Origin of the sequence: Paenibacillus sp. FSL R5-0713, from assembly GCF_037973325.1 — a bacterium.
Taxonomy (GTDB): Bacteria; Bacillota; Bacilli; order Paenibacillales; family Paenibacillaceae; genus Paenibacillus.
On sequence record NZ_CP150229.1, the window covers coordinates 6,204,498 to 6,230,455 of the forward strand.

A 25,958-nucleotide genomic window follows, 5' to 3' on the forward strand; every position below is an offset into this window, starting at 1 on the left:
CAGAAAGCTTTTAGGCGAACGCTTCGCTTCTTCAGGTTTTCTCTGTCCTCTCCGTTCTCGTGTAAACAATTATATCCAACTTAAATTTGCATTCCTTTTAAACCAAACAATTAACTTACACCAGATACTCAATTAAAATGGTCTTGTCCGCCTGTTGCAGCGGGATGCTCAGTCGGTCACCGTTCTTCAGTTCAACGCCTGAGCTTGCATCGACTGCACGACCGGATTTCTCCAACGTACCGCCTGCGGTGTTACGAATGATAATTCGATCGCCATTGCTGGGCGTAAATACATATTTTTCGGTTTCCTTCAGCTCAGGGTCCAGTTGCAACAATTGATGCAGATGGAATCGGCCCCGGAAGGATACCAGCTTTTTATATTGTGGATATGACTTGTCGCCCGTGTTCTCATCACGAATCTCAACAATCATCTGACCGACAAAGCCCCGGTTTTTGCGTTTCAGCCAACCCATCAGGAACCAGACACCCACACCGACCACAATCAGGGCTACTACACCCAGAATGACAGGTAACCAAGGGAACGACTTGTCCTGTTCACCGCCTGGCGAGGTCGGTTGAGCACCGCTTCCGGTTGCTCCGCCTGCGTTAATCGTGATTGGCGCACTTTCACGGTAGAAGCTGTCTTCTTCCGCACGGATGACCAATTCGTAGTTATGATTGTCCGGTACTTCAAATGTTCCGGCAAAACCAGAACCTGTATTGTCCAGCGATTGTTCTTCACTTTTGCCTGTATCGACATCTTTCACAACCAGCGTGGCCTTCATATCTGCATACAGATCATTATCCTGAAGTGCCTGACCGCCATTCTCCAGTTTGGCAGCAAGATCAACCTTGTCCCCTTTGGTATAGGACTTGGTCTTAATCGGGTCCACAACGAGCTGAAGATCATAGTTGAACAGCAGGTTGATATCGATGCTGTCTTTCGGAGCCCCTTTTACCCGAAGTTTCCAGTCTCCCTCTTGGGGTTTCAACAGCTTCACGAGCGAATAACTCTTCGATGTCGAGAGCTTGGCTGCATCCGAGTTCAGGTCCACGGCTTGTCCGGAAGGGTCCATCAATTGCACTTCCACCGGCTTCGAGGACATAATCGAGATGTTTGCTTCCAGTACACTGTCATTTGGCACGTTCACGGTAACTTCCTGATAACTGCCGTTTCCTGTCACAGAGGGCAGCTTCACCACATTGAGTTTGGCATGATCGGCGAAGATCTCACTCAGAATCTGTGGCAGATCATCCGGCGTATCGGTAATGAATGACTTGCCTCCGGTCTGCTTCGCGAGGTCTGCGAGTGCATCCTTGTTCAACTTGCCATCTGCGTTCAGTCCTATTGTATACACCGGGATACCTTGATCCTGTGCTTCCTTCACGGATTTCGCCAGATCAGCGTCGGATTGTGCCTGTGTACGGCCTTTGGTTTTGTTAAAGTCATTGTTGCCATCCGCCAGCAGCACGATCATTGGCGAGTGAGATGGGTCTGCACCATGATTCAGTATGTTCATGGCTTCGGCGACACCAACTGAGACATCGGTGTATGGCCCCCGGCCGAGCTGATCAATAAAGTCCTTCAGGCTGCTCTTGTCCGCATCGGACTGAATCGTAAGCATTGCCTTTTCCCGCTCCACCTGATCGGTATAAGCGACAATCCCTACCTTGTCCCCTTGGACGGGCAGCATATCAATAAACATTTTCATGGCTTCATTACTGATCTTGTCACGGTCACTTGTATTCATTGAATTACTTACATCGGCTACAAGTACCGCATCGATTCCGCTCGTCTGTGCCTGAGCCGCTGCAGCGTGTGGCAGCAACGCCTGAGGTAGCAGTAGCGTTAGAATGGCCAGCAGAACCATCGTTCCGCTCAGCCAGCGTATTTTGCGTGTCCGCAGCATTGGGTGTACTCCTTCACGTTTGAGATTAAAATGGGAATAGTTTATTATAGGCGTCAAGCCTTAAGGAAATCTTAACAGTCTACTAATAAATTCTGAAAAGCACCCCTATCTTGAGTTACAGTTTTGTAATGACTGACAAAAATCGACGATTTCATGCCTTGAACTGGCACAAAAGTACCAACTATGGAAATATGATATAGTTATTGCCAGCAAACTGCAATATAACAGCGCTTGTTCACCAAGCCATAGAAGGGAACGGATTATGGTTACATACGGATGCCTCGCCATATTGTTTCTTTTTGTCATCATAAAGGTAATTTCACTCCAGCTTCATCGGCGGAAGCCGGTTTCCCGCGAAGACACGGATCGTACCCTCTACACTATTCTGAATGGTGAGCGTGATTGAGCATGAGTACTAAACTAGTCGTATCCATAAGACCATTTCATCGAACGACCTATGCCTATGAAAAGTTGCAAGTCTGCACACGTTGCGGACAGTATACCTGCCTGTGGGAAGATGAGTGCACAGCCTGTGGCAGGGGTACCCTGATTTCCGTTCAGGCGAAAGCGACTTCCCGTGTGAAACGTCGAATTGCACGCGACCTGTTCATTACCTTATTGTTCGGTGCAGCGGCCACCTATTTTGGTGAAACCATAGATCAGACCATGGCGGCAGCCAGCGTTTCCCTGTTGCTTCTGGCATTGCTGATCTTCATGCAGAATCGTTCGTTCGAAGTAGAGCAGCAGCGCGAGTTGAAGCGCATGTTGCAACAGGATGAGGAGCTCATCCGTCAGGGCATCAACCGCAACTGGGCTCTGGTCGCCGAAGCCCGCAAGCAGGATGAAGCACTGGCCTATGAGATGCTTCGCGAGATCGGCTCACTCGTCTTCAATGACCGGATTCGACTGCAACAGGTTGCGCTATTACAATCCTTTGTCCTGCGCAGTGATATGGACTTGCAGCTCAAACCCTTGCTGCTACGTAGCTTCGAGCGGCTGCTGGCTGAATATATCGGTGAGATTGCACGGCTTAAGCCGGAATTGATCCGGGAAGACGCGATTCGTTATATCGCAACCTATGAAGTGAACATTTTACAGCTCCACAATGGAATTCAGATTCTTACAGCCGTAGCTGCTGCTGCCGTGCGCAAGAGTAAATATATTGAGTTATTCCCTAGTCTTATTACCCGCTACGCTCGCTTTATGCCCAAAGATCGATTCATGAGACTTTATCACACGATTGAACGCTATCCGAGCAAAGCACGCGGAGGACTGGCGGAGTCGGTGGGCCGAGTGTATAACGAGAAATATCGGGATCAGTACGCAGATATTCACATGTAGGGATGACATACTGGAACTGAAAAAACGTAGTTTAGTGCAAACTCACTCCGTGTATATAGACGATTGCAATTTCATCCATCCCTGCATGCCCATCAACACCACGAATCAAAGGTTATGCTTCTAATGATATAAGAATTCAGCCAAAAACACCCCATCCTTAGGTCTAGGATGAGGTGTTTTGAATTTTATGGAAGTTTGCCGAGTGTTGTCCGCAGTACACGGTCAAAAGAAAAACTAGGTGGCCAATATCTAAATGGCATTTTCCATGGATCAAGCAGGCTTGCCAACAGGCACTCGCAGATGACAAAAAGAATAAGCGGAAAGAATCATCTGTCCTGTTGAAAAAGGGCCGCGACGTGGTTCCGCCCGCGACCCTTGATCTGAGGGGTTCGGTACATCTGTACCCGAACCCTCTCATATATGCCATGCCAAACGCTGTGGCATGGCATAGTGCCTGCGCAACTGCGGCTATATCGCCGCTTGCGCCAAGGCTTTACCGTCCGCGACGAGAATCGCGACGGTCGCCCTTCGCCGGTCCGCGTCCTGCGGATTCCGGACGGCGAGAGCCTTCGCTACTGCGCCCGGAGGTGCGCTTGTCAGCACTACGGCCAGCCCAGCCGCTGCTGCGCTCATCGCCACTGCGACCTGCACTGCGTCCGCCTTGGCTCGCACCGCGGCTACTGCTGCGGCCACCTTGGCTTGCTGCGCCTCGACTGCTGTCGCTGCTACGCGCAGAGCCACGGCCTGCACTGCGCTCGTCGCCACTGCGGCCACCGCTACGACCACCACTGCGTCCACCTTCGCCACCGCGGGAACCACGACCCCCACGTCCGCCATCTCTGCGATCGTTACGGCCTGCACCGCGACGTGCGCTGCCTGTTCCGGAAGAGCGCCCGCCTCGTTCGTCATCCCCCTGACCGTTGATGGAACGTCTAGCTGCTCCTGTTGATGCGATTGGACCTTCGCTCGTCCACTGAATACGGGACAGCTTCTGGTCGATCCCTTGTTCAATACGTGCAAGTTCAGGTCTGTCGTGCTCTGTTGCAAACGTTACAGCAAGACCTGTACCGCCTGCACGGCCCGTACGACCAATCCGGTGGATATAACTTTCCGCATCATGCGGCATATCGTAGTTAAAGACATGCGTTACACCTTCAACATCAAGTCCACGTGCAGCTACGTCTGTAGCAACCAGCACTTGCAGTTTGGCATCGCGGAACGCTTTCATGACGTTCTCACGCTTGGATTGGGACAGATCTCCATGAAGTTCATCACTTGCATAACCTGCTTCACGCAGATCTTGGTTCAGCTTGGATGCACGACGCTTGGTCCGGCAGAAAATAATCGCCAAGTATGGGCGATACGTATCAATCATGCCGCGAAGTGCTTCAAGCTTGCCGCGATCCGTACATTCCAGCACCTGCTGGCGAATTTGTTTGATCGGGATTACCGATTGCGAGGATACTTTTACATCTTCCGGATCTTTCATATAGGTCTTCGCAAGGTGGCGAATACCCTTCGGCATCGTTGCGGAGAACAGCATCGTTTGGCGTTTGTGTGGCAGCTCGCTAAGAATCGTCTCCACATCGTCCAGGAAGCCCATGTGCAGCATTTGGTCGGCTTCATCCAGCACCAGTTTTTTGACATTATTCAGCTTCAACGTGCCCCGGCGCAAGTGATCTAGGAGACGACCCGGTGTACCGATAACGATCTGGGTGCCGTTCTGCAATTTACGCAGTTGCTTGTCCACATCCTGCCCGCCGTATACGGCAAGCACATGCAGTTTATCGTCGTTTGCCGTGAGCTTCTTCGCTTCTTCCGTAATTTGCAGCGCAAGCTCACGCGTAGGCGCGATAATCAACGCTTGCGGCGAACGGTCAGATACATTAATTTTCTGAATAATCGGCAGCAAAAAAGCCAGCGTTTTCCCTGTACCTGTCTGTGCCTCGGCGATAATATCGCGTCCACCCAGCAGTACCGGAATCGAACGCTCCTGTACCGGAGTCGGCACGGCGATGCCCTGATGTTTCAGGATCTCGCACCATTCCGGGCGAATGCCCAGTTGTTCAAAGTTTGCCAATCGTTACACCTCTGTATATTCATTTAGATAAGTCCATTTCATAATGACTTCAGTATCAGTATCTGCCATTAAGACTAGTTTTCCTTCGTTCAATCATGATTATGAAATGAATTTTTTAAAAAGCAATCCACTCGTTGCTCTTCTTCTCCATACCCTGTAGTTTACACGTTAGTCAAGCAAAACAAAAGGGGATACAGCGTTACACCCCCAAGTTGTAGCACAAAACCGCTTAACTTGTATCGACCAAGTGAGTTTGAGTCAGGTAGTAAGAGACTCTAAGTCTGCCTTCAGGTTGCTGATCTGTGGATATAACCGACCTAGCATGCCTCAGGCTCAAAAAAAAACAGCGATGCCCTCTCCCCGATTTCCGGAAAAAGTGCGCCGCTGATTATAAATCATCTTTTTATGTTATCTATTCGCTGTTTACTTCGTTCCAACCAAGTTACGAACCGTGTCCGCTAGCTGTGGCAAACCCACTCCGTTCAAGAATACGGGAGCTTTCCTCGTTTAACCCACGCAGGTGCACGGTTTTGCCCAGCTTCGCGTATTTAAACTTCACTTTGCCAATGGCCACAACCGCGGTATTATCCCAGATATGTGACCCTCCGAAATCAATCGTGATCTCCTTCGGATCAGCTTCTGCATCGAATTCATCCACGAAGCGGGACGAAGATCCAAAGAAGAACGGTCCGTGAACCCGGTACACCTTCTGCCCTTGTTCCTGGCTCGCCTGTACGCGAATCTTGGTCTGTTTCCAGCCAAAATGCAGCACACTGAGCACAACGCCGACCATGACCCCAATCGACAGATCGTGGGTATAGACCACAATCGCCACGGTCACGATCATGACAAAGGCTTCCGCGCGTGGAACGCGAGCAATATTTTTGATGGAACTCCAGTCGAATGTTCCGATACACACCATAAACATTACACCGACGAGCGCACCCATCGGTACCTGCTTCACCACACCGCTGAACAGCAGCAACAGGATTGCGAGAAACGCACCCGCAGTAAACGTGGATAATCTTCCACGTCCACCAGACTTCACATTAATGACCGACTGCCCAATCATCGCACAGCCGCCCATGCCGCCGAACAAACCGTTCACAAAGTTCGCAATACCCTGACCACGCACCTCACGGTTCTTGCTGCTCTTGGTCTCGGTCATCTCATCCACGATGGTTGCGGTCAGCAGGGATTCCAGCAGCCCAACCAGTGCCATGGTAAATGAATAAGGCAGCAGAATCATCAGCGTATCCCAAGTCCATGCAATATTCGGCAAGTGGAACATCGGCAGGGTACTTGTGAGATTTCCCATGTCCCCTACTTTACTTACATCCAGATGAAATACCACCGTAATAATCGTCATCACGATGATTGCAATCAATGGAGATGGAGCAGCTTTGAAAAAACGTGGCAAAATATAAATGATCGCCAGCGTGCCCGCCACCATCGCATACATAATCCAGTTCGCTCCCGTGAAGTGAGTTAACTGCGCCATAAAGATCAGGATCGCCAGTGCGTTCACGAATCCGGTCAGTACCGAATGAGGGACAAACGTAATAAATCGCCCAACCTTAAATATGCCTAGTAGAAACTGGATAACACCGGTCAGTATCGTAGCTGCAAAAAGATATTCCACACCATAATCCTTGACGAGTCCAACCATCAGTACCGCCATTGCACCCGTTGCAGCCGAGATCATACCGGGTCTTCCACCTGCAATCGAGATCACAATCGCAATGGTAATCGAAGCGTACAGCCCGACCATGGGATCGACTCCTGCAATGATGGAGAAAGCAATGGCTTCCGGAATGAGCGCCAGCGCTACCGTAATGCCTGCCAGCACATCTCCGCGAATGTTGCCAAACCATTGTTGTTTTAAAGTATTCATATGTTCTCTACCGTTCCTCCTACATGTCATTACTCAAATTGGAAGATGACCCTGAAGCGTAACGGAAGCATTCATCACTGATCAATACACTCAGCAATTAATAACAGTGTGTGAGACAGCACAAAATAGCGGAATCTTCTCCGCACAATTGCCTATGCATCTAAGTTACATGCTCATTCACCACCCCTATCGTATGGATAGTTGGGTGAATCATCATGTCTGTTTTCCGTTCCAGTGTTTTGCTTCTGTTCCGTTACAACGATCAGTTATCTTCTTTGTGTGACATCCTGGTCTGCTCCAGATGCCCATGGGTTTCCCTCTCTCAGAAAAACCGGGTCCGTTATTCTACTGACCTATTATTATAGTCACTGGGATGAATATGTACTAATACAGTTAAGCCTTAAAAATAAAACCTTATCTCCTATTATCTTAATATTTCTGTGATATACTCATCCATCCTCTATTCACGAAAAATAACCCGCAAAGATCCTTTGAAGAAGGTCTCTTTACGGGTATTCTCGCGATACTATGTTAGAATCTTCCTGATTTGAATATCGAATATAGCAGGAAAGCCACCATCAGAATTGCCACCAGGAAACCAATCTCAATGACCGGAATATCCCATAGCATCGTGGACTGATGACTGATCGACGAACCGATAATCAAGCCGACCATAATGATACAGAAGGCAAGTAACACGATACTAAAGGACAGCCGATTACTAATCTGGTCCATTCTGCGCATGAGTGCATCCAGTTCAGGGACACTGATCTCCAGCCTCAGCTTGCCTTTGCTAATAATGGATGATAACTGTCTTAACTGCCCTGGCAGACCAATGACACTCTCGGCCATATCAGCCGCACTGCGGAACAACCGATTCTTGATTCTTCCTGCGCTAAAACGTTCCTTGATCAGCTTCCGCCCAAAGGGCTCGGCCATATCAACAATGCTCAAGGAAGGATCGAGATGTTCAATCACACCTTCCATCGTCAGCAACGATTTACCAAGCAGGAGAATATCGGCAGGCATCACCACCCGATGCCTCTGGGCTACGCCGAACAGATCATTCAACGCCTGACCCACACTAATCTTGGAAAAGGGAATATCGTAATATTTGGTACGCAACTTGTCCAAATCCACATGAAGCCCACGCAGATCCATATCATCCGGCATCATGCCGAGCTTCTCAATGGCCCGGATCATGCTGTCCGTATCTTTGCGCATTAACCCAATAATAAGGGAAGCAAGCTGCTGTTTCATCTCATCGCTAAGGCTTCCAACCATACCGAAGTCTATAAAGGCAAGACGTCCATCCTTCAATACCATCAGGTTGCCCGGATGTGGGTCAGCGTGGAAGAATCCATGAATAAAGATCTGATTCAATAATGAGTCCACCAACCGCTCAGCAATATTGTTCAGATCATGGCCGCGTCTGACCAATTCATCACGATCATTGAGCTTGATCCCTTCGATATACTCCATAGTCAGCACACGTGAAGACGTCTGATCCCAGTAAATTGTCGGGATTTTCACCTTGTTGTCCTGTTGGTATTGCTGTGCAATCTTTTCCGTATTTCGGCCTTCAACCGTATAATCCAGTTCAGCCATCAATGCCTGAGCATACTCTTCTACCATCTGCGGAATCTGATATTGCTTCACCCAATCCCAGCGCTTCTCGGCCATGGCTGTCAGCTCACGCAAAATATCCAGGTCACGCTGCACAATACGCGATATACCGGGCCGCTGAATCTTGATCGCTACCGATTCACCGCTTCGAAGTTTGCCCAGATGCACCTGGCCAATGCTGGCCGCAGCTACAGGGGTATCCTCGAACCGGGAAAAGATCTCCTCCAGCGGTGTATCCAATTCCTGTTCCAAAATACCCCGTGCCGTCTCGGAAGAGAACGGCGGGACCTGATCCTGCAACTTCACCAGCTCGCGAATGACAGACTCAGGCAATAGATCTGCCCTTGTGCTTGCGAGTTGCCCCAGCTTGACGAAAGCCGGCCCCAGCTCCTGCAGCACAAGCCTGATGCGTTCACTCAGCGTTTTGGTGGTATGTGCTTCACGCGACATCCACCGTCTGGGCAGAGCGAGCAACTGGAACAGCCCCAGCTCCTCGACCATATAACCGAAGCCATGACGCACCAGCGCCATGGCAATTTCACGGTATCTGCCGACATGTTTGATTCGCACGGCCATCTACTCGATCTCGTTTCCTTTGAGAGGAGGAGGAACTTCAAGTGGAGCCGGGGATTCATCAGGTTGAAGCTGTGGTGAGTGGCCCAGTTCGGCAAGTTTTTTCTCCAGAACGGCAACTCGCTGTTCCAGACTGGTTACATCGCTTTCGGATGCCACACCCGCTTCCTGAAGCACGCGCTTGACCTGTTCCTGAATCACCCGCTTGAACTGGCCTTGCTCTTCATCGCCCCGTTCCATCAGGCGTTCAACCAAAGCTTTGGATTCACCGGGCGCAAGTTCCCCGCGCTTGACCAAATCATCCACGGTTTTCTCAATTTTTTCTTTGCTTACGACAGTAAGTCCAAGCCCTAACGAGATCGCCTTTTTGAACAAATCGCTCATTTTTGTCATCCTCCTCTTCGTTGATCTCTATATTATACTCCTTCTACTCCGCATGCAAAAATGTCCATCCGATCAGACGTAACGCGCAGCCCATTTGCCTGCTTGCAGAAGTAATTTACGGTACGTTTCGTGTGCAAAAGACGGTACATGGTGACCTGGCATAAGATAAACAATACGTCCAACACCATATCGATGAGCCCAAACCGCAGGCTTCGGTCCATCTTCGGATTGATATTCCAGCAATATTTTCGTTTCGGCAAAAGAACCAAACTCGAACTGATACGGCTCTTCTTCCATTGTGAAATTAGAGATACCCTCCGTCACGGGATGGCTTTCTCCCGTTACAGTGAATTCAAGTGGTGCATAAGCCGGATGATGCAGGAACTTGGCACCGATCATCTGTTTGAGTTCATAACGATTTTGGAGCGAAATGCCGTTATGTATAATGACCAGTCCACCCCCATTACTCACATAGGACAACAAACCTGCTGTCTGCTGTGGAGAGACTTTCCCCTTCCAATCGTCCATGTAGGAGATACACACATCAAATCCGGTTATATTTTCTTGCAGCAACATATTTCGATTCTCACTGCATTGTACAGTCATCGTATCATGGAAAATCCGGCTGATCTCCGCATCTACACCCTGAAGCGGGTGCCAGTCCGGATGTGTATAATCGCCTAGTAGCAATGCTTTTTTACGTTGATCCATTCAATCAATCTCCTTTCTTGTTCACCTCACTGTATAAAAACCAACTACCAGGGGAGTTTCTCTCCCTTGTAGTCCACATATGCGGGCTGATCTCCTTTAAATTGTTCATGGCGGTCGATAAGTACAGCGATATGCTGTGCAGATTGCTCGGGCGTGAGATCCGCAGAAGCATCCAGTTCACCCCGCATATAACTCTGTACCCAACCAGGATGTACAAGCATCACTTGTCCGCCTTCATCCTTCAGACCATTGTGCACAAGACGGGCCTGCATGTTCAAAGCAGCTTTGGACATGCAATAGGCAAACCACCCATCCCGACTGCATTGCTCTATGCTTCCAGCCTCGGAAGAGATATCAACAATCAGTTTGACCTGTCCTTGAAGAAGGAGGGGTAACAGGGAATGAGTCACGCGCAGTGTACCTAAGGTATTCACATTAAATACTTCAGCCATCTCCGCCATATTCATCGGCCCGCGGATATGATCCGTAATACTTCCTAGTATAGCCGCATTGTTGATCAGCATATCCAAATGATTCGTATCCAGCTTCAATGTCTCCGTGAACAGAGCCACCGACAGGTCGTCCGCAATATCTAATTCGATTGCGCGCAGATGGTCAGGATATCCTTCTGCAAGCATGCGAATTCCCTCGGAATCTTCCACGTCCAGACCGGCCGCATACACGAGATATCCTCTCTTCAGCATCTGTGCCGTCAAAGCGAGCCCCAATCCCCGAGCAGCTCCGGTTACACATACAGTTCTCATCCTGATGTCCCTCCCTCGCATAATGATTCTGTCTTTAACTCATTCCACATATTCATCTGAAAACCTTTAATTCGGAAATGGGATCGCCAACTTCACGACCAAAGACTCATGAGATAAAAATCAGATTAGAGCCATTTTGCTTATTGAACTCAGCCATCGTTTTGAACTGTCTAACCGTTGCTTTCACTCCTGAATATATCGCTCCTTCCGATAAGCCTGACAATGCTCCACCCATCTTCGTGCGGCTGCCGGGTAAGAGCCCAGATGAACGTGCGTATACCCCGCCACGATGTTGCCTGCCGCATATCCTTCTTGCTTCAAGCCACGTAACCCTTTGGTCTCATACGCATAAGGGATCGTCTCTTCGTCACGATAGCTCATCGTGGAATAATGAAATTCATGACCCCGAAGTACCTCACCCTTTTTCAGCAAAAAGGAATCCTGAACGCTGCTCACTTCACGGTATCCAAGCGCAGCTCGCTTCTTCTGCATCTGCACCTGTGCGGGGATAATGCCCGCCATCTCGAAGGTAAAACCATCACGGTCGGTCAACGTTTCTCCGAGCACCATGTAGCCCCCACACTCAGCAAATAATGGCATGTTGGATTGTGCTGCCTGACGAAGCCCTTCCAAAAACCCTTGGTTACCCGCAATGTCTGCTGCGAATTCCTCAGGAAATCCACCACCCAAATAGATGCCGTCCACATCCGTTGGAATACCTTCACCAGCGAGTGGACTGAAATATTGTAATCGAACCCCGGCTGCTTCGAGCAATTCCAGATTGTCGGGATAATAGAAATTAAATGCCGCATCACGCGCAACGGCAATAACAGGCTGTAATGCATATGATACTTGTCGATTATTAACGTTAGTCATTGAATCGGAATGTGAATCGTAATTTGAGATTGATTCAGCATGATCTGAATCCGTGTGGACAGCGGTTGAAGGGCTCATGTCTTCTGCATTGAGCGGTGGAGCACTTGCCGCCAGTTCAAGCAGAAGATCCAGATCAGTGCCTTCCATCAGCACATCGGCAGCACGTTGGAATAACGGTTCCAGTTCACCGCGCTCAATGGCAGGCACCAGTCCCAGATGTCTCTCCGGGATGGACATGTCTTCGTCTCGCTTCAGCCAGCCAACCACCGGAATGCCGCACATCTGCTCAATGGCTTTTTTCACAATCGTATAATGCCCCGCACTTCCACACCGGTTGACGATCACTCCGGCAATATTTAATTCAGGCTCCAACTGTTGAAAACCCAGTACAATCGCGGCCGCACTGCGAGCCATGCTGCGTACGTCCACAACCAGGATCACAGGGGTCTGCGTGACCAGAGCAATCTCTGCAGTTGAGCCTGTATTGCTGAGCGGATCTTTGCCATCATAGAGGCCCATAACGCCTTCTATAATGGAGATATCATGTCCTGCCGATGCCTTCTCAAACGTATCTCTCACATACGTTGGCGATGTCATCCATGCATCCAGATTACGTGACGGTCTGCCCGTAACGGCGGTATGATATGTCGGATCAATATAATCTGGGCCGCATTTGAACCCCTGTACACTCAAACCACGCTGGGCGAGTGCTCTCATCAGCCCCAAAGTTACTGTCGTTTTCCCTGCACCACTTCCGGTGCCTGCGATGATCAGTCGGGGCCTGGCGTTACAATCTGCAATGGTCATTTTCAATTCCACCTTTTCTTGCGATATCGAATATCGAATCCTTCAGTTCCGCTGAGAACGTATAAATTCTATAATCCAAACAAAACCGCATCACATAGCGATGCGGTCAAGATTATTGCACTCTCTTTATTCATGAAATGAATGTTACACAATAATGGAGAGGACAGAAATAACCTGAAGAAGCGACGTTAGAAGTTTTCTGAAAGAAAGCTGCTTCGTAACATACAACTCACCTGTATCACCGGATTTTATCCTTTAAAATAGGAATCAAAACATCCGTAGATAACAGCGATTGGAAATGGTATTCTTTCATCGCAGTACCTGTGTAAAGTAGATTCATTTCATGCATATCTCTACTAAAATAAAACGCGTGCAACGGAGATCGTCAGATTGCCGCTCTTTTTCTTCTCCAACAGCCAATGATCCGCTCCGGAGGAAAGCAACGCCGCAGGTTCACTTACGCCATATGCTCCCGTATATTTGAATACCGTCTCGGATGGATTCGCAAGCTTCACTGTATTCAGTTCCTCAGGGGTGTAGGTTACGAGTTCCCAGCCATATTTGGCACAGAGAGCCAACAGGCCTTCTTCATCTTTTTTCAGATCAATTGTGGCAATGTTGCGCACACTCTTTACGGAAAGGGATAACTCTTCCAAGGTAGCAAGAACTTCCTGCTCCAATTCCTCGACAGATGTGCCGCGATTACAGCCCATGCCGAGCACGAGGCTTTTCGGACGATACAATACACCATTGGTAAGAAAACGTTGCTCTTCTTCTGCCGAAAGCAGACGGTCACTAACGACCAGCGCAGCATTGAACGGGAAGGATTCCGTTTCCTCCAGACTGCTGAAGACACGGATATGATCGGGCACGGGTTTGTTATATCTCCACCAGTTCCGCTCCCCCGTCTCCTGAATGAGAGCCACAGGTTCTTCATTCACAACAGCCGCACTGACAGGGGTTGCCTTGTCGAAGCTGTCTACGATCCAGCCCAACTCCCGCCCAAACATGTCCACCGGAATGGTGCCTTGCACGTCTGAAGCTGTCGTGATAACAGCACGTGCGCCGAGTACCTCCGCAACCTGACGAGTTAACTCATTTGCACCGCCAAGGTGACCAGACAGCACGCTGATGACATTTTCGCCGCGGTCATCAATGACCAGGACGGCAGGATCGACTTTTTTGTCCACCAGGATCGGAGCGATCATCCGCACAACTGCCCCCAGGGAGATAAACAGAATGATGCCATTATATCGTTTGAACAAATCAGGCAAAATCAGCTTCACCGAGCCTTCGAACAACTCAAAACCCAACTGTTCCTCATCGCCACGAGCAAACTTGCTCATATAATACACGTCTGTACCCTGGAACTGCCCTGCCAGATTACGCACCATCTCCACACCATGCTTCGTGATGGCAACAGCTGCAAACGGATTACTCACCGGACTTCACTCCCTTACGGTAGCCATGAGTGAAGGATTTATCATACAGCTTGGAACGGTGGGCATCGCGGTTCACGAGATCCGGATCAAGCGCCCAGCCTGCCAAGATCATCGCATGCATTGTAATGCCGGCGGCGCGCAGATCGGCGGCCAGATTAGCAAGCGTGGTCCGTACAATCTTTTGATCAGGCCATGTTGCCCGCTGCACAACTGCCACAGGTGTATCTTCGCTCCAGCCTGCGGCGAGGAATTCAACCACGACTTTTTTCGCCAAAGTTGCACTCAGGAAGAGCGCCACCGTACAGTGATGGGATGCCAGATCACGCAGTTTCTCCCGTTCAGGCACTGGGGTACGGCCTTCTGCACGTGTCAGAATAACGGTCTGCGTCAGTTCTGGTACGGTAAGTTCAGCCCCCAATGCAGCTGCTGAAGCAAAGACCGAACTCACACCCGGAATGATCTCATATTCCACGCCCTGCTGTTTCAGAAGGACCATTTGTTCCAAAATTGCGCCGTACATCGCCGGATCACCCGTGTGCACACGAGCTACACTGCGACCCGCACGAGTGGCTTCACACATCAGCTCAACCTGACGCTCCAGATCCATGCCAGAGCTTTGCAGCACTTCTGCTTCGGGCTTCGCAGTTGCGATCAGTTCATCGTTCACGAGGGAATCCGTATACAGCACCAGATCTGCACTTCTCAAAATGTTGGAACCTTTTACCGTGATCAAATCCGGATCGCCCGGGCCCGCACCTACAATGTAGACTTTCGCTTCCAATGTCTTCATTTGCTCACCACCATCAGGCTTAGATATTCCAGCTCCTGCCCTTTCAATTCACGGGCATCGCGCCAGACCAGTTCATATGGAGAAGTGACCTTGGTGACAACCGACGCTTTGCCGCCGAGTCCCATCTCGTCCAGCAATTCCAGCATCGGGTCAAGCACCTTTGCCACTTTGATAAATATAATCGTATCGTGATGCTCAATTGCCTGCCGCATCGCTTCTTTATCTGCCGTAGCCGGGATAATGCCTACCTGCTCATCTCCATCTGCCAGATGGATATCCAGCGCTGCCGCTGCACCCAACACGGATGAAATGCCCGGGATCGAACTAATCGGCACTTCAGGATGCAGCTCTCGCATCAGCCGGGCCAGATGAATAAATGTGCTGTAGAGGTTCGGATCTCCCTCGGTTACAAAAGCAACATCCTTGCCTTCCTTGAGCGCCCCCCAGCATGCTTCAACCGTCTTGCCCCACTCGCGTTCAAGCACAACCGGGTCCTTGGTCATCGGAAAGATCAGGCCAAGCATCTCTTTTTCTTCCGGGTTCACATACAGCTCCACAATCTCGTGGGCGTAGGATTTACCGCCTTTACGTTTCTTGGGATATGCAACCACCGGACATTCGCGAATCATCCGGTATGCTTTTACGGTGATCAGTTCCGGGTCTCCCGGTCCGACACCGACGCCATACAGTGTACCGATGGCTTTGTGATCCGACGATTTATGTTCCACTGGTTCTGCGGAAGTGCTTCCCCACACAGTATTTCCTGTTGTGCTTGCAGTTGTTGTGCTAATGCTGCTCTCCCCCTTGTTCATTCATTGAAAAATCACTCTGCTCCGTCTGCGGATTCCGTTTCTTCGGTTACTGTGTGTTGTCCTGTGATCACGTAAATCGGATTCAATCCGTCAAAACGGGTCATATTCAGGATCGGCTTGCTGCGCGCCGTCTGCAACAAGGTCACGGAGGCGTCCATGCCTGCTTCGCGCATCGCCTTCATGCTGTCATGCAGCGTCTCGATGGTCGCTGCATTCACTACGAGGCGTCCCTCCGGGCGCAGCCGGGACGCACACAGGGCGATCAGCTGGCCGAGTTCGCCGCCGCTGCCGCCAATGAACACCGCATCCGGATTCGGTAGTTCGTCCATCCCTGCTGGTGCTTTGGCATGAAGGACGGTGAAATCGGTCCGGAATTTGATCCGGTTGGCCTCGATGTTCACGAGGTCACCTTCGTTCTTCTCGATGGCGAAGACCTGGCCCCGCGGCGCCAGCCGCGTGCACTCCACCGCCACCGAGCCTGAACCTGCGCCGATATCCCACACGATGCTGTCCTCGCCCAGTTTCAGCTCGGACAAGCTGAACGCGCGGACTTCACGCTTGGTGATGAGGCCTTTTTCGGGTTTGCGCTGATGGAATTCCTCATCTGCAAACCCGAAGCCTTTGCGCGGCGCGGGTGCATCCTTGCGGCGCAGCAAAATCACGACGTTCAGCGGGCTGCATTCTGCTGCCGCCAGCTCGTCGAGGGTGTAATGGCGGGCACGTTCGTCTGCCCCGCCCAGATTCTCTGCAACGTAGGCATCATACTCGGTCATGCCGAACTGTTGCAGATAAGCCCCGATCGCAGCGGGGCTGTTGTGCTCATCCGTGAGCAGCGCAATTTTGGCTTTGCCATCGATGCGCTGGGCGAGGCCTTTGAGCGGGCGACCGTGCACGCTTTCGAGCACGGCATCATGCCAGCTCTCGCCAAGCTGGGCAAATGCCAGCTGCAGCGAACTGAGATTAGGCCGGATCTCCAGTTGATCCGGGCCGATTTGGCGCGCTAAATACCCGGCGATGCCGTAGAACAGCGGGTCACCCGAGGCAAGCACAACGACGTTGTGTGTGGCCTGCAACGCTTTTATTTTCACAACGAGATCGCTTAAACCGCTCTTAATCGCTAACTTCTCACCTGCAAATGCGGGGAAATACTCCAACTGGCGCTCTCCGCCAACGAGTACATCTGCCTCCTGAATGAGATTCAGGCTATCCGTTGTTAATCCTGCCGCGCCTTCTTCACCCACGCCGATAATGCGGATTTTACGATTCTTTGCTCCAGTTGCTGTCTTCGAGTTCACTAATTTCCGCCCTCCCCAGTTCCATTCCTTTCATTGTTACCAATACTACTTCCACCGTCACGCCGCCTCCGGCATGTTCCAAACAGTGCCGACAGGCGTACGTACATAACTTTTCAAAATAGGGCAAGTACCCGGCTTCGGTCATCATATCTGCCACCTGAGTCGCCGTGTTGGCTTCCTCGATCGCTTGCGCCAGTTCATCCCCAGCTCCGGTCTCGCGGGCCACGGACGCAAGAAATCCAAAATCCACCGGCGCACTCTTAGAGTGCACCATCATGACGCCTTGGGCCACTTTGGCAAATTTGCCTGGCATCCCAACCAGCGTGATGCGTTTCATGCCCAACCGTTTACCGTGTTTGATCGCAAAGCCGACAAAGTCGCCCATCTGGATAAAAGCTTCCTCCGGCAGTTCGGGCATCATCTTCATGGCATATTTCTCACTGCTGCCACCCGTTGTCAGCACAATATGTTCACAGCCGGATGCCTGAGCAACTGAGATGGCCTGCACCACACTGGCTCTGTAAGCAGAGGTGGAGAACGGAACGACCACGCCGCGTGTACCTAAAATGGAGATGCCGCCCAAAATGCCCAGACGGGAATTCAGTGTCTTCTTCGCCATCTCTTCGCCGTCCGGCACGCTGATCACAACCCGCACGCCTCTGGCTGTGCCGTGTTCGGCGAGCACCTGAGTGACGGCTTCGGTAATCATGCGGCGCGGAACGGGATTGATTGCCGCTTCGCCTACAGGCACGGGCAGTCCAGGCTTCGTGACCCGGCCTACGCCGATGCCCCCATCCAGCTCCATGCCTGGCTCGTCCCGCCAGGACACATGTGCGATGATCTTCGCCCGATGCGTGGCGTCCGGGTCATCTCCGGCATCTTTGATCGTGGCACAGGTCGCTACGCCATCGGTCAGTTCCTGCTCGATCAGTTCGAACGAGTGGTCAAAGCCCGCGGGCAATGAAACCACGGCCTGCGCCGGAATCATACCTGTTAACAGGAGCTGCGTGGCCCCTTTGGCAACGGCTGTGGCACACGCTCCTGTGGTGAAGCCGGAACGCATGGGTTTGTCGGGATCTGGTGTATTGCCGCCTTTCATGGGTTTTGAACCTCCCGTCCTTTAATTAGCTAGGTGGCATTACGCTCTGTGCTTGCGTGGTGGATTTTGGCGCTTGGTGACCGCTACGGGTACGGATCGTTCTTATGATCGCTGTTGTCTCCAGATTTCCTTGATTCCCTTTTGTAAAGGGAGAAATCCAGAGACAAAGGCGAGTGTATGCTTCCGAAGTAGCTTTCTTGCAGAAAGCTTTGAGCTCCGCTTCTTCAGAATCGATTCCGTCCCCTTCGCTGCTATCTGCTTCTGCATCCACCTGGCACAGTGCATAGTGCCACCTCTTGGGCTAAACAATGCCCTGAGGTTTTTTTGGGTAACTAATCATTCCATGCCCGTAGGACTTGGCATGGAATGTAGTTACTTGGTTTGTGTTTGAGCGTGTGCTGTTCTTTTTTCTAGTTGCTGATACTTGAGGATTGACCACCCTATGACGGTGAACCATGCTTACCCGTACAATCCGTTTCAGTCATGCGGCATGAATGCATGCCTTTTGATGACATCTACATTTCTAACGAATCGAGAAGACGTTATTTGGGCCAAATTCCACAAACAAAAATTGTAACGAATCGTAGTGACGTTATTTCATTAAACAGACGTTGTTTTCACCACTTTTTGGCGTGTTTCACCGGAATAGCGTTACTAAGATTCGTTAGAATATGAAACGGATGATAATCCGCAATATAAGGCCTGTGAGGTTCCTTAAAGTCCTTTAAGGTTCGTGGTACGTTAAAGCTCGCTAAGGACTATTAAAGCTCATTACGTTCGCTAGAATTCGTTAAAGTTTGTAACGCTCGTTTGTTTGGGTCGCGATTGCCTCTATTCACCTGTGGTCGTTACTTAAAATTACTTAAAATGACTACGCCTTCACGGCCATCAGGGAGATGGCGTTCAGGGCGGCCACGACGATGGTACTTCCGCCTTTGCGACCGATGTTGGTGATAAATGGGATGTCGAGTTTGCGCAGCTCGTCTTTGGATTCTGCTGCGGATACGAATCCAACCGGCATACCGATGATCAGACCCGGTTTGGCTTCGCCTTCTTTGACCAGACGGATCAGTTCCAGCAGTGCTGTTGGTGCGTTACCAATGGCGTAGATTCCGCCTTCGTATAATTGATTCGCTTTACGTGTCGAGATGATGGCCCGAGTGGTGTTCAAACGTTTGGCTTCCTCCATCACATCGGGATCGGAAATATGTACATGCACATCTCCGCCAAAACCGCGAATGCGATCCTTGCTTACGCCAGCCTGAATCATCTGTACGTCAGCGATGACGGATTGGCCGGCACGAAGCGCTGCAATCCCTGCTTGAATGGCATCCGGGTGGAACACCATGCTGCGGCCCAGTTCGAAGTCAGCCGAGGCGTGAATGACACGCTGTACCACTGGATATTGCTCAGCCGTGAAAGGATGCTCACCCAGTTCCTCCGTGATCATCTCAAAGCTTTTCCCCTCAATCTCCTTTGGCTGTACGGTCAACGGTTTAAATTCCGTTTTGAAATCCATGTGCATTCCACTCCTTCTACTCGTTGTGTCATTCAAAAATTCATTATTCAAATTAAAACTATTGGGGTGCTCTACTGCACCAATACACGCTCCAACTCATCCAGTACACCTTCAAAATGATCAAACACCGTTCCGAATTCAGCTTCAGGGCGTGAAATCAATACGACATGAATGCCCAGCTCCAGTGCAGATTGGATTTTCTCATCCACCGCTCCGGTCTTGCCGCTCTCCTTGGTAACCATTACCGTCGTCGCATAGTGCTTGTACAAGGCTTCATTCATTTCACGGGAAAAAGGTCCCTGCATCGCAATAATATTGCGCTGTTCAACGCCAAGCTCACCGCATTTCTCCATATTATCGAGACGTGGAAGCATGCGGGCAACGAGACGAATGTCCGGATCACCGAGCAGGTGCTTGGTGAAAATCTGTAACGTTTTGCTACCTGTCGTCAGCATGACCGAGCCCTTCAATTCTTTGGCCTTGAGTGCCGCTTCATCGTAGGAAGACACGACATGCAGCAACGCATGATCATCGTACGCGAGACCCGTGCGCTCGTAACGAATGTATGGAATGCCCGCCTGTTTGGCTGCTTCCATCGCATTGGCATGTGCTTCTTCGGCAAATGGATGACTTGCATCCACGATGGCACGGCTACCTTTTTCACGCACAAGTTCCACCATCGCTTCCACGGTCAAACGGCCTGTCCGAACAGGTAATCCGGCCTCTGTCAGGCTATGGGCAGCACTGTCGGTTACGACAGAAGTCAGCACTTCTGTACCTTGCTGCTGGATCTGTAGAGCGAGTTCCCTGGCATCACTCGTACCACACAACATGAAGATCATGGACGATTCACCTGCTCCGAAGTTGCTGCAACCTGTGACTGATCGGGAGAAGCCGCTTCTTGTACGATTCCTTCTGCGTCACCCTGGTTGTTCCGATTATCTTCGTGCTCGTGATGCGTATGATGCAACTCTTCATCGTGATCATGATGATAATCGAGTGACGTTTGACGATCGCCGGCAGTATTCGCGTGATCATGACTGTGGTCATGTTTATGTGTATGGTCATCGTGTGCATGTACATGCTGGTGGTCATGCTCATCATGAAGATGAGAGTGATCATGGTCCGAATGATCGTGGTTGTGCGCATGATTGTGCTCATGATGGTGGTCGTGACTGTGCTCATGTCCATGATCGTGATGATGGTCGTGGTCGTGATCATGCCCATGGTCGTGATCATGATGATGGTGGTGGTGTTTGGCTGCTTCAAGTCTGAATTGACAGTTATCACAGTTGGCTGTTACCCGTCCGTATAACCCCTCATGGGCCCGCTCCAGTACCAGTTCAACCAGCTTCGGGTGGAAGCCAAAATATCCGCCAACCTCAACCTGAATGCCTGGATGCGCCGCTGCAAATTCTGCGGTCATTTCATCAATACGCTTGATCAGTACACCTGTGAACAGGAAATAAGGCATGATGATGATTTTCTTCGCGCCCAGCAAGAGACAGCGTTCCAATCCATCCGGGAAAGAGGGTTGAGTCACGCCGATGAAGCTGCTTTCCGTCCACTTGTAGGGCAGTTTCTCCCATAACATCCGAGTCATTTTGAAAAAGTCACTGTTGGCATCCGGGTCACTGCTTCCCCGTCCAAGCACCAGTACGGCAGTCTCTTCATCCGTCACCGGAGCAGGTGGAGCCGCTACCGCTGTGCCACCTTGGGATGCGACAAGTACAGGTTGTGCTTCTTGCAGACGGGTCTGCATGATCTGGACAACTTTCTCGTGAACACCGATTGGACGACCGTATACGAACTCCACCTGCGGATAACGTGCCTTGGCGCGGTCAATGGCGTTAGGAATATCAATCTTGGCATGACCGGCAGCAAACAGAATGATCGGCACCAACACGACACGTGTGGCACCTCGGTCCACACAAGCGGTAACACCATCAGCAATACTTGGTCTCGTTAATTCCAGAAAACAGGTCTCAACCAACGTATTTTCAGGTGCCTTCGCTGCTACCTCATGTGCAAACTCCTTCAGTTCCCGGTTCCCCTCGGGATCACGGCTCCCGTGTCCCACCAACAATATTGCATCCATCTTTGTTATTCCTCCCCCGTCTGACCCGCAGATCAGACTTTTCATATTCATTCAGCACTCCAGTTCATCCGGCTAAAACTGCGCCAAACCAGTCATTCCATCCATTCACTGCATTACTCGTAAAAATCAATCCATCTATGTCAGCTGAAATCCAGCGAATATTGCAAAATATTAGATAGGTCCTGACAAGCTGTACCCTCATGTCTCCACGAAAGAAGTCGTTCAGGCAGGGACTTAATTAATGATTACTCAAGACTTATTTATAAAAAATTTAGTAAGGAATTAAGTATGGAATTAGTCACCACATATCGGGTTTACTTCCACAGTGACCGGTGCATCTACATGGCGGAAGCCTTGAATTACACCAACTCGTTTGAAGAACTTGTGGAATCGCTCATTCGGATGGCCCTTTTCCTTGTAATCCGCCACAATACGTTCCACAATGCCACCGATCTGATCACCCGGAATTCCCTCCGCTACGGGCTGGGCAGGGTGAGCATTGCGGCCGAATTTCTTGCCGCCGAGGAACAGGTCATATGCACCTTTGCGATACACGATGCCGATATCCTCCAATACTGCCCCGTAACATGCCATACCGCAGCCATTCAGCGCCACACTCGTTTCTTTGGGTGCACCCAGTCCGCCAATCACGGCCTGCAAATGGTTAGCCATCGGGACAGCATCGTCCTTCTCCATATTGCAGAAGTCACAGGCCTTCACCTTGATGACATCACCAATCGGTACAACGATAAAATTCGCTGCACGCAGCTCTTCAACCAGCGAGTCCGGTTCAAATGTCGGCACTCTCAGAATAATCTGGTGCTCCGGCGTGTACTCCAGTTCGCCGTCTTCACTTGCACACTGCGCCAGCAGCGCCATCTGGGCTGCGGTGAATTTTTTGTTGCCCACGCCGGGCGACACGCCGACTTCGAACAGCGGCGCCTTACGCCCAGGCTCGGGCGCGGTGCGTACCGCCGTTGCGGTCGCAGCCTGGGGTGAACTTGCTTCTCGGCTCGGCGCTGCTGCATTCAGCCAGCGGCTCGCCGATTCGCCCGCGAGCGCGCCGCCTGCCGCGAGCCGTGTCAGCGCCTCGGCGGCCAGCGCAGCTGCGCTGACGCGTGGCGCTTCTGCGACTCGGCCCGGAGCGGCCTCTGCCGCAACGGGCGCAGGTCGCTCGCCGGCAAGCACGGCGGTGCCAGCGCCGCTCGCCGAGCTTGCCGCAGGCATAATGGCAGCTGCCCCAGTGGGCGGCTGCCCTTGCGGAGCCGTGCCCGCTCCGGCGCTTGCGCCGCGCAGGGCTGGCTCCGCCTGTGGCTGCGCGGCCGATGCAGCGCTGGCCGCGCTCTCGCCCGCTGCCTCGCCGGAGGCGGCAGCGCGGGCTTCCCTTGCGCCGAGCGACCATGGCTCGGCTTCCGTGCGTAGTCGCTCATGAGGTCTGAGCGACTGTTCCGCGGTGTTCAGCGTATATTTCCGCTGATACCCGCGGGGGGTGACCATGAGTCCTTCGTACATCATGGTCGAAGAGTTGCCGATAATCACGGTCGTCAGCATGCCGATATCATGATTCAGCATATCCTCCAGTGTGGTCATGACAACGTCCTGACGCTCACGGTATGCACTTTTCACCAGACCTACGGGGGTCTGCGGGTCACGATAACGCAGGATCATTTCCTGTGTCTCCACGATCTGGCGTGTGCGCCGTCCACTGCGTGGATTGTACAGGGCAATGACAAAATCAGCGGACGCTGCGGCTTCAACCCGGCGAATAATGGTCTCCCACGGCGTAAGGTGATCACTAAGGCTGATCGTACATGCATCATGCATGACAGGGGCACCCAGCAGTGATGCACAGGACTGAATGGCCGATACGCCCGGAATAACCTCGACGGCAACACCCGTATCCGGCTTCCAACCTTGCTCCATCAGCACCTCGTACACCAGTCCAGCCATACCATACACACCTGCGTCACCGCTAGAAATTACGGCAACAATTTTGCCCATCTCCGCCTGTCGAACCGCTTCTTGTGCACGGCTTACTTCCTCCGTCATGCCTGTACGTACAATCGCTTGCCCGTTCAACAGAGGGCGAATAAGATCCACATACGTGTTGTATCCGATAATTACCTCACTCTCCTGAAGTGCTTCGAGTGCCCGCTTGGTGATATGTTCCATTGCTCCCGGGCCGAACCCGATAATCAGCAGCTTGCCTTGATCTTGCATGATTTCTCCTCCTTCATCACACTTGTCGTACTGATCTAAACAGTGAAGAAGGGCGGCTATGCCGACCTTCTCCCCCGCTGTACTGCATGTTCAACTCGTCAGCTCTGTTTACTCAGACTATCGAACAAGGCTCTTACATCACCCGTTATGATCCAACTAATCTATTCCTCTACCTGCAATTTCCCGACACAGGGTAGGTATCGCAAGGATGTGCATTTATCTAAAAAAACAAAAAAATCCCATCCTTGTAACGGATGGGATACGCATGTACGTACACTCAAGAACACAGCCCCAGACTCCCGAAGGGTAGTCCTGTGACTATGTGGCCTGGAGGGGCCAGCCGGGCGAACCGATTGTTCGCCCAATTCCTGATTCTTCGTACACCACTCCTTTCCGCGAAGGGTTTGGTGACACATGCAAGGTAGGTCTCCTGGCTTTGGATCATCAGCTTCCTTTTCTGTCTTCCCCGGCTTTCCGAGTGACTTGGATCAAAAAGGGCTTCACCATTACAGTGGCGGGACCGCTCGGGACTTTCACCCGATTCCCTGTTACCTCTTGCTGCACGCAAGAGCACCTTGCTTGTTTTCATTCAATATTGTTTTCATAATAACACCGTGCAGGAAATAATGTCCATGCTTATGATACTTATCCATTCTTCTATTTTCAGACAAAACAGAAAAAAGTCCTGATCCAAAAATCGGATCAGAACCCGGAATAACCTATGCATATCCCATTCGTTATAACCATCCAACAACCCTTGCATTGAGTTCGTTTCTGTTAACGACTCAACCTTTATTGCTGACCGCCAACCTTGTCTGCACGCCCTGCGGAAAAGTAACGTCCAAGTTCAACGATGAGTGCACCCATCTTCTCTTCCTCCGGAATGACCAGCGCCTCAATGCCTTCTTCACGCATGGAGTTTGCTGTAACTTTACCTACGGATGCAGGAATTACGCCTTGTCTGAAAGCGGCAAGCAGCGGTTCAAGCTTGTCCTGGGAGGCCGCATATTGCGTCAGAAATCTGACCTGGGGTCCACTTGTGAACGCAACGGCATCTACCTCGAACTTTAGAATTTCATTCAACAGCTGTTCCAGCTCTGCATCTTCCGGCGGTACATGGCGGTAAGGGAGCACTTGTCTGACGATTGCACCTTGTTCTTCCAACCATGCAACGAGTTTGGGAGCTGTCTCCCCATGAAGCTGTAATATGACCTTTTTCCCTGCGAGATCATGCGGGGTGAATTCTCGAATGAGCCCGTCCGTGCTACCGTCATCATCCCGTACCAGGGGCGTTAATCTGCGCTTTTTGAGCGCATTCACCGTCTTGTATCCCCTCGCTGCAATGGAGGATTCCGATAATACATCCAAAAACTGTCCCGCAATTTCCATATCCTCAGCCATTTCAAACAATGCATCCAATCCCATACCCGTCGTTAACACCGCCCAGTCTGGCGGGTCTGAGATCCAGGATACCAGCCCATCCCTGATATTCCGATCATCCAGGAATACCGTCCCCTGTGCCGGTCGCACAAGCGGAATTCCCCCCATTTTTTCAACCAGTATGGACATTTCTTTCGATTTTCGTGGTCCTGTCAATGCTACACGCACACCTGCCAAATGTTGAGCCATTCATGTTCCCCCCGTTAGTCCAGCCGAATGTTCATCAGTCTGACTACAGTATACAGGGTACTTCTGTGAAGCGAAACTGTGCTTACCCT

The 25,958-nt window shown here is 51.1% G+C and carries 19 protein-coding genes and 1 riboswitch; of the genes, 1 reads left to right on the forward strand and 18 read right to left on the reverse strand.

Features of this window, described 5'->3' with window-relative positions:
* Window positions 1–115: 115 nt before the first annotated feature.
* Window positions 116–1,909 (reverse strand): vWA domain-containing protein, encoded by a 1,794-nt coding sequence (locus MKZ12_RS27620; protein ID WP_339257756.1) that lies wholly within the window; start codon window positions 1,907–1,909, stop codon window positions 116–118.
* A gap of 408 nt (window positions 1,910–2,317) precedes the next feature.
* On the opposite strand from MKZ12_RS27620, the gene MKZ12_RS27625 reads away from it, so the two are divergent.
* A complete protein-coding gene (locus MKZ12_RS27625; RefSeq protein WP_339238355.1) occupies window positions 2,318–3,250 on the forward strand; it encodes a hypothetical protein in 933 nt (310 codons plus the stop codon).
* A gap of 493 nt (window positions 3,251–3,743) precedes the next feature.
* Here MKZ12_RS27625 and MKZ12_RS27630 read toward each other — a convergent pair whose 3' ends face one another.
* The 17 genes from MKZ12_RS27630 to MKZ12_RS27710 all read right to left on the reverse strand — a co-directional run bounded on the left by MKZ12_RS27630 (window position 3,744) and on the right by MKZ12_RS27710 (window position 25,869).
* A complete protein-coding gene (locus tag MKZ12_RS27630; RefSeq protein WP_339257757.1) occupies window positions 3,744–5,330 on the reverse strand; it encodes a DEAD/DEAH box helicase in 1,587 nt (528 codons plus the stop codon).
* Window positions 5,331–5,772: 442 nt separating this feature from the next.
* Window positions 5,773–7,224 (reverse strand): SulP family inorganic anion transporter, encoded by a 1,452-nt coding sequence (locus MKZ12_RS27635; RefSeq protein WP_339257758.1) that lies wholly within the window; start codon window positions 7,222–7,224, stop codon window positions 5,773–5,775.
* A gap of 531 nt (window positions 7,225–7,755) precedes the next feature.
* Window positions 7,756–9,426 (reverse strand): AarF/ABC1/UbiB kinase family protein, encoded by a 1,671-nt coding sequence (locus MKZ12_RS27640; protein ID WP_339238360.1) that lies wholly within the window; start codon window positions 9,424–9,426, stop codon window positions 7,756–7,758.
* Complete coding sequence (locus tag MKZ12_RS27645) at window positions 9,427–9,807, reverse strand: phasin family protein (protein WP_253441470.1); 381 nt, start codon at window positions 9,805–9,807, stop codon at window positions 9,427–9,429.
* A 72-nt stretch (window positions 9,808–9,879) separates the two neighbouring features.
* Entirely contained in the window at window positions 9,880–10,518 is a 639-nt protein-coding gene (locus MKZ12_RS27650; protein WP_339238365.1) for a ThuA domain-containing protein, read from the reverse strand.
* 44 nt (window positions 10,519–10,562) lie between these two features.
* Window positions 10,563–11,282: an SDR family oxidoreductase gene (locus tag MKZ12_RS27655; RefSeq protein WP_339238367.1), complete on the reverse strand. Its 720-nt coding sequence runs from the start codon at window positions 11,280–11,282 to the stop codon at window positions 10,563–10,565.
* A gap of 183 nt (window positions 11,283–11,465) precedes the next feature.
* Window positions 11,466–12,965, reverse strand: coding sequence for a cobyrinate a,c-diamide synthase (locus MKZ12_RS27660; RefSeq protein WP_339257759.1), 1,500 nt, complete (start codon window positions 12,963–12,965; stop codon window positions 11,466–11,468).
* Window positions 12,966–13,321: 356 nt separating this feature from the next.
* A complete protein-coding gene (locus MKZ12_RS27665; RefSeq protein ID WP_339238370.1) occupies window positions 13,322–14,407 on the reverse strand; it encodes a cobalamin biosynthesis protein in 1,086 nt (361 codons plus the stop codon).
* Window positions 14,400–15,197 carry a precorrin-4 C(11)-methyltransferase gene (gene cobM, locus MKZ12_RS27670; protein WP_339238371.1) on the reverse strand — a complete coding sequence of 266 codons (798 nt, stop codon included), beginning with the start codon at window positions 15,195–15,197 and terminating at the stop codon, window positions 14,400–14,402. The genes MKZ12_RS27665 and cobM overlap by 8 nt, the downstream gene beginning before the upstream one ends.
* A complete protein-coding gene (gene cobI, locus MKZ12_RS27675) occupies window positions 15,194–16,009 on the reverse strand; it encodes a precorrin-2 C(20)-methyltransferase (protein ID WP_339257760.1) in 816 nt (271 codons plus the stop codon). Before cobI ends, cobM begins: the two co-directional genes overlap by 4 nt.
* Window positions 16,010–16,020: 11 nt before the next feature.
* On the reverse strand, window positions 16,021–17,304 hold the full coding sequence (cbiE, locus tag MKZ12_RS27680) for a precorrin-6y C5,15-methyltransferase (decarboxylating) subunit CbiE (RefSeq protein ID WP_339257761.1): 1,284 nt from the start codon (window positions 17,302–17,304) through the stop codon (window positions 16,021–16,023).
* Window positions 17,267–18,403 carry a cobalt-precorrin-5B (C(1))-methyltransferase gene (locus MKZ12_RS27685; RefSeq protein ID WP_339257762.1) on the reverse strand — a complete coding sequence of 379 codons (1,137 nt, stop codon included), beginning with the start codon at window positions 18,401–18,403 and terminating at the stop codon, window positions 17,267–17,269. The genes cbiE and MKZ12_RS27685 overlap by 38 nt, the downstream gene beginning before the upstream one ends.
* Before the next feature lie 871 nt (window positions 18,404–19,274).
* Entirely contained in the window at window positions 19,275–19,922 is a 648-nt protein-coding gene (locus MKZ12_RS27690; RefSeq protein ID WP_339257763.1) for a precorrin-8X methylmutase, read from the reverse strand.
* 71 nt (window positions 19,923–19,993) lie between these two features.
* Window positions 19,994–20,764, reverse strand: coding sequence for a precorrin-6A reductase (cobK, locus tag MKZ12_RS27695; protein ID WP_339257764.1), 771 nt, complete (start codon window positions 20,762–20,764; stop codon window positions 19,994–19,996).
* The gene (locus tag MKZ12_RS27700; RefSeq protein ID WP_339257765.1) at window positions 20,761–22,020 is read right to left on the reverse strand and encodes a sirohydrochlorin chelatase; all 1,260 of its coding nucleotides are present in this window, start codon (window positions 22,018–22,020) and stop codon (window positions 20,761–20,763) included. The genes cobK and MKZ12_RS27700 overlap by 4 nt, the downstream gene beginning before the upstream one ends.
* Window positions 22,021–22,314: 294 nt before the next feature.
* Window positions 22,315–24,240: a precorrin-3B C(17)-methyltransferase gene (gene cobJ, locus MKZ12_RS27705; RefSeq protein ID WP_339257766.1), complete on the reverse strand. Its 1,926-nt coding sequence runs from the start codon at window positions 24,238–24,240 to the stop codon at window positions 22,315–22,317.
* Window positions 24,241–24,642: 402 nt separating this feature from the next.
* A riboswitch (cobalamin riboswitch) is annotated at window positions 24,643–24,833 on the reverse strand.
* A gap of 199 nt (window positions 24,834–25,032) precedes the next feature.
* Entirely contained in the window at window positions 25,033–25,869 is an 837-nt protein-coding gene (locus MKZ12_RS27710) for a uroporphyrinogen-III synthase (RefSeq protein WP_339257767.1), read from the reverse strand.
* Window positions 25,870–25,958 lie beyond the last annotated feature (89 nt).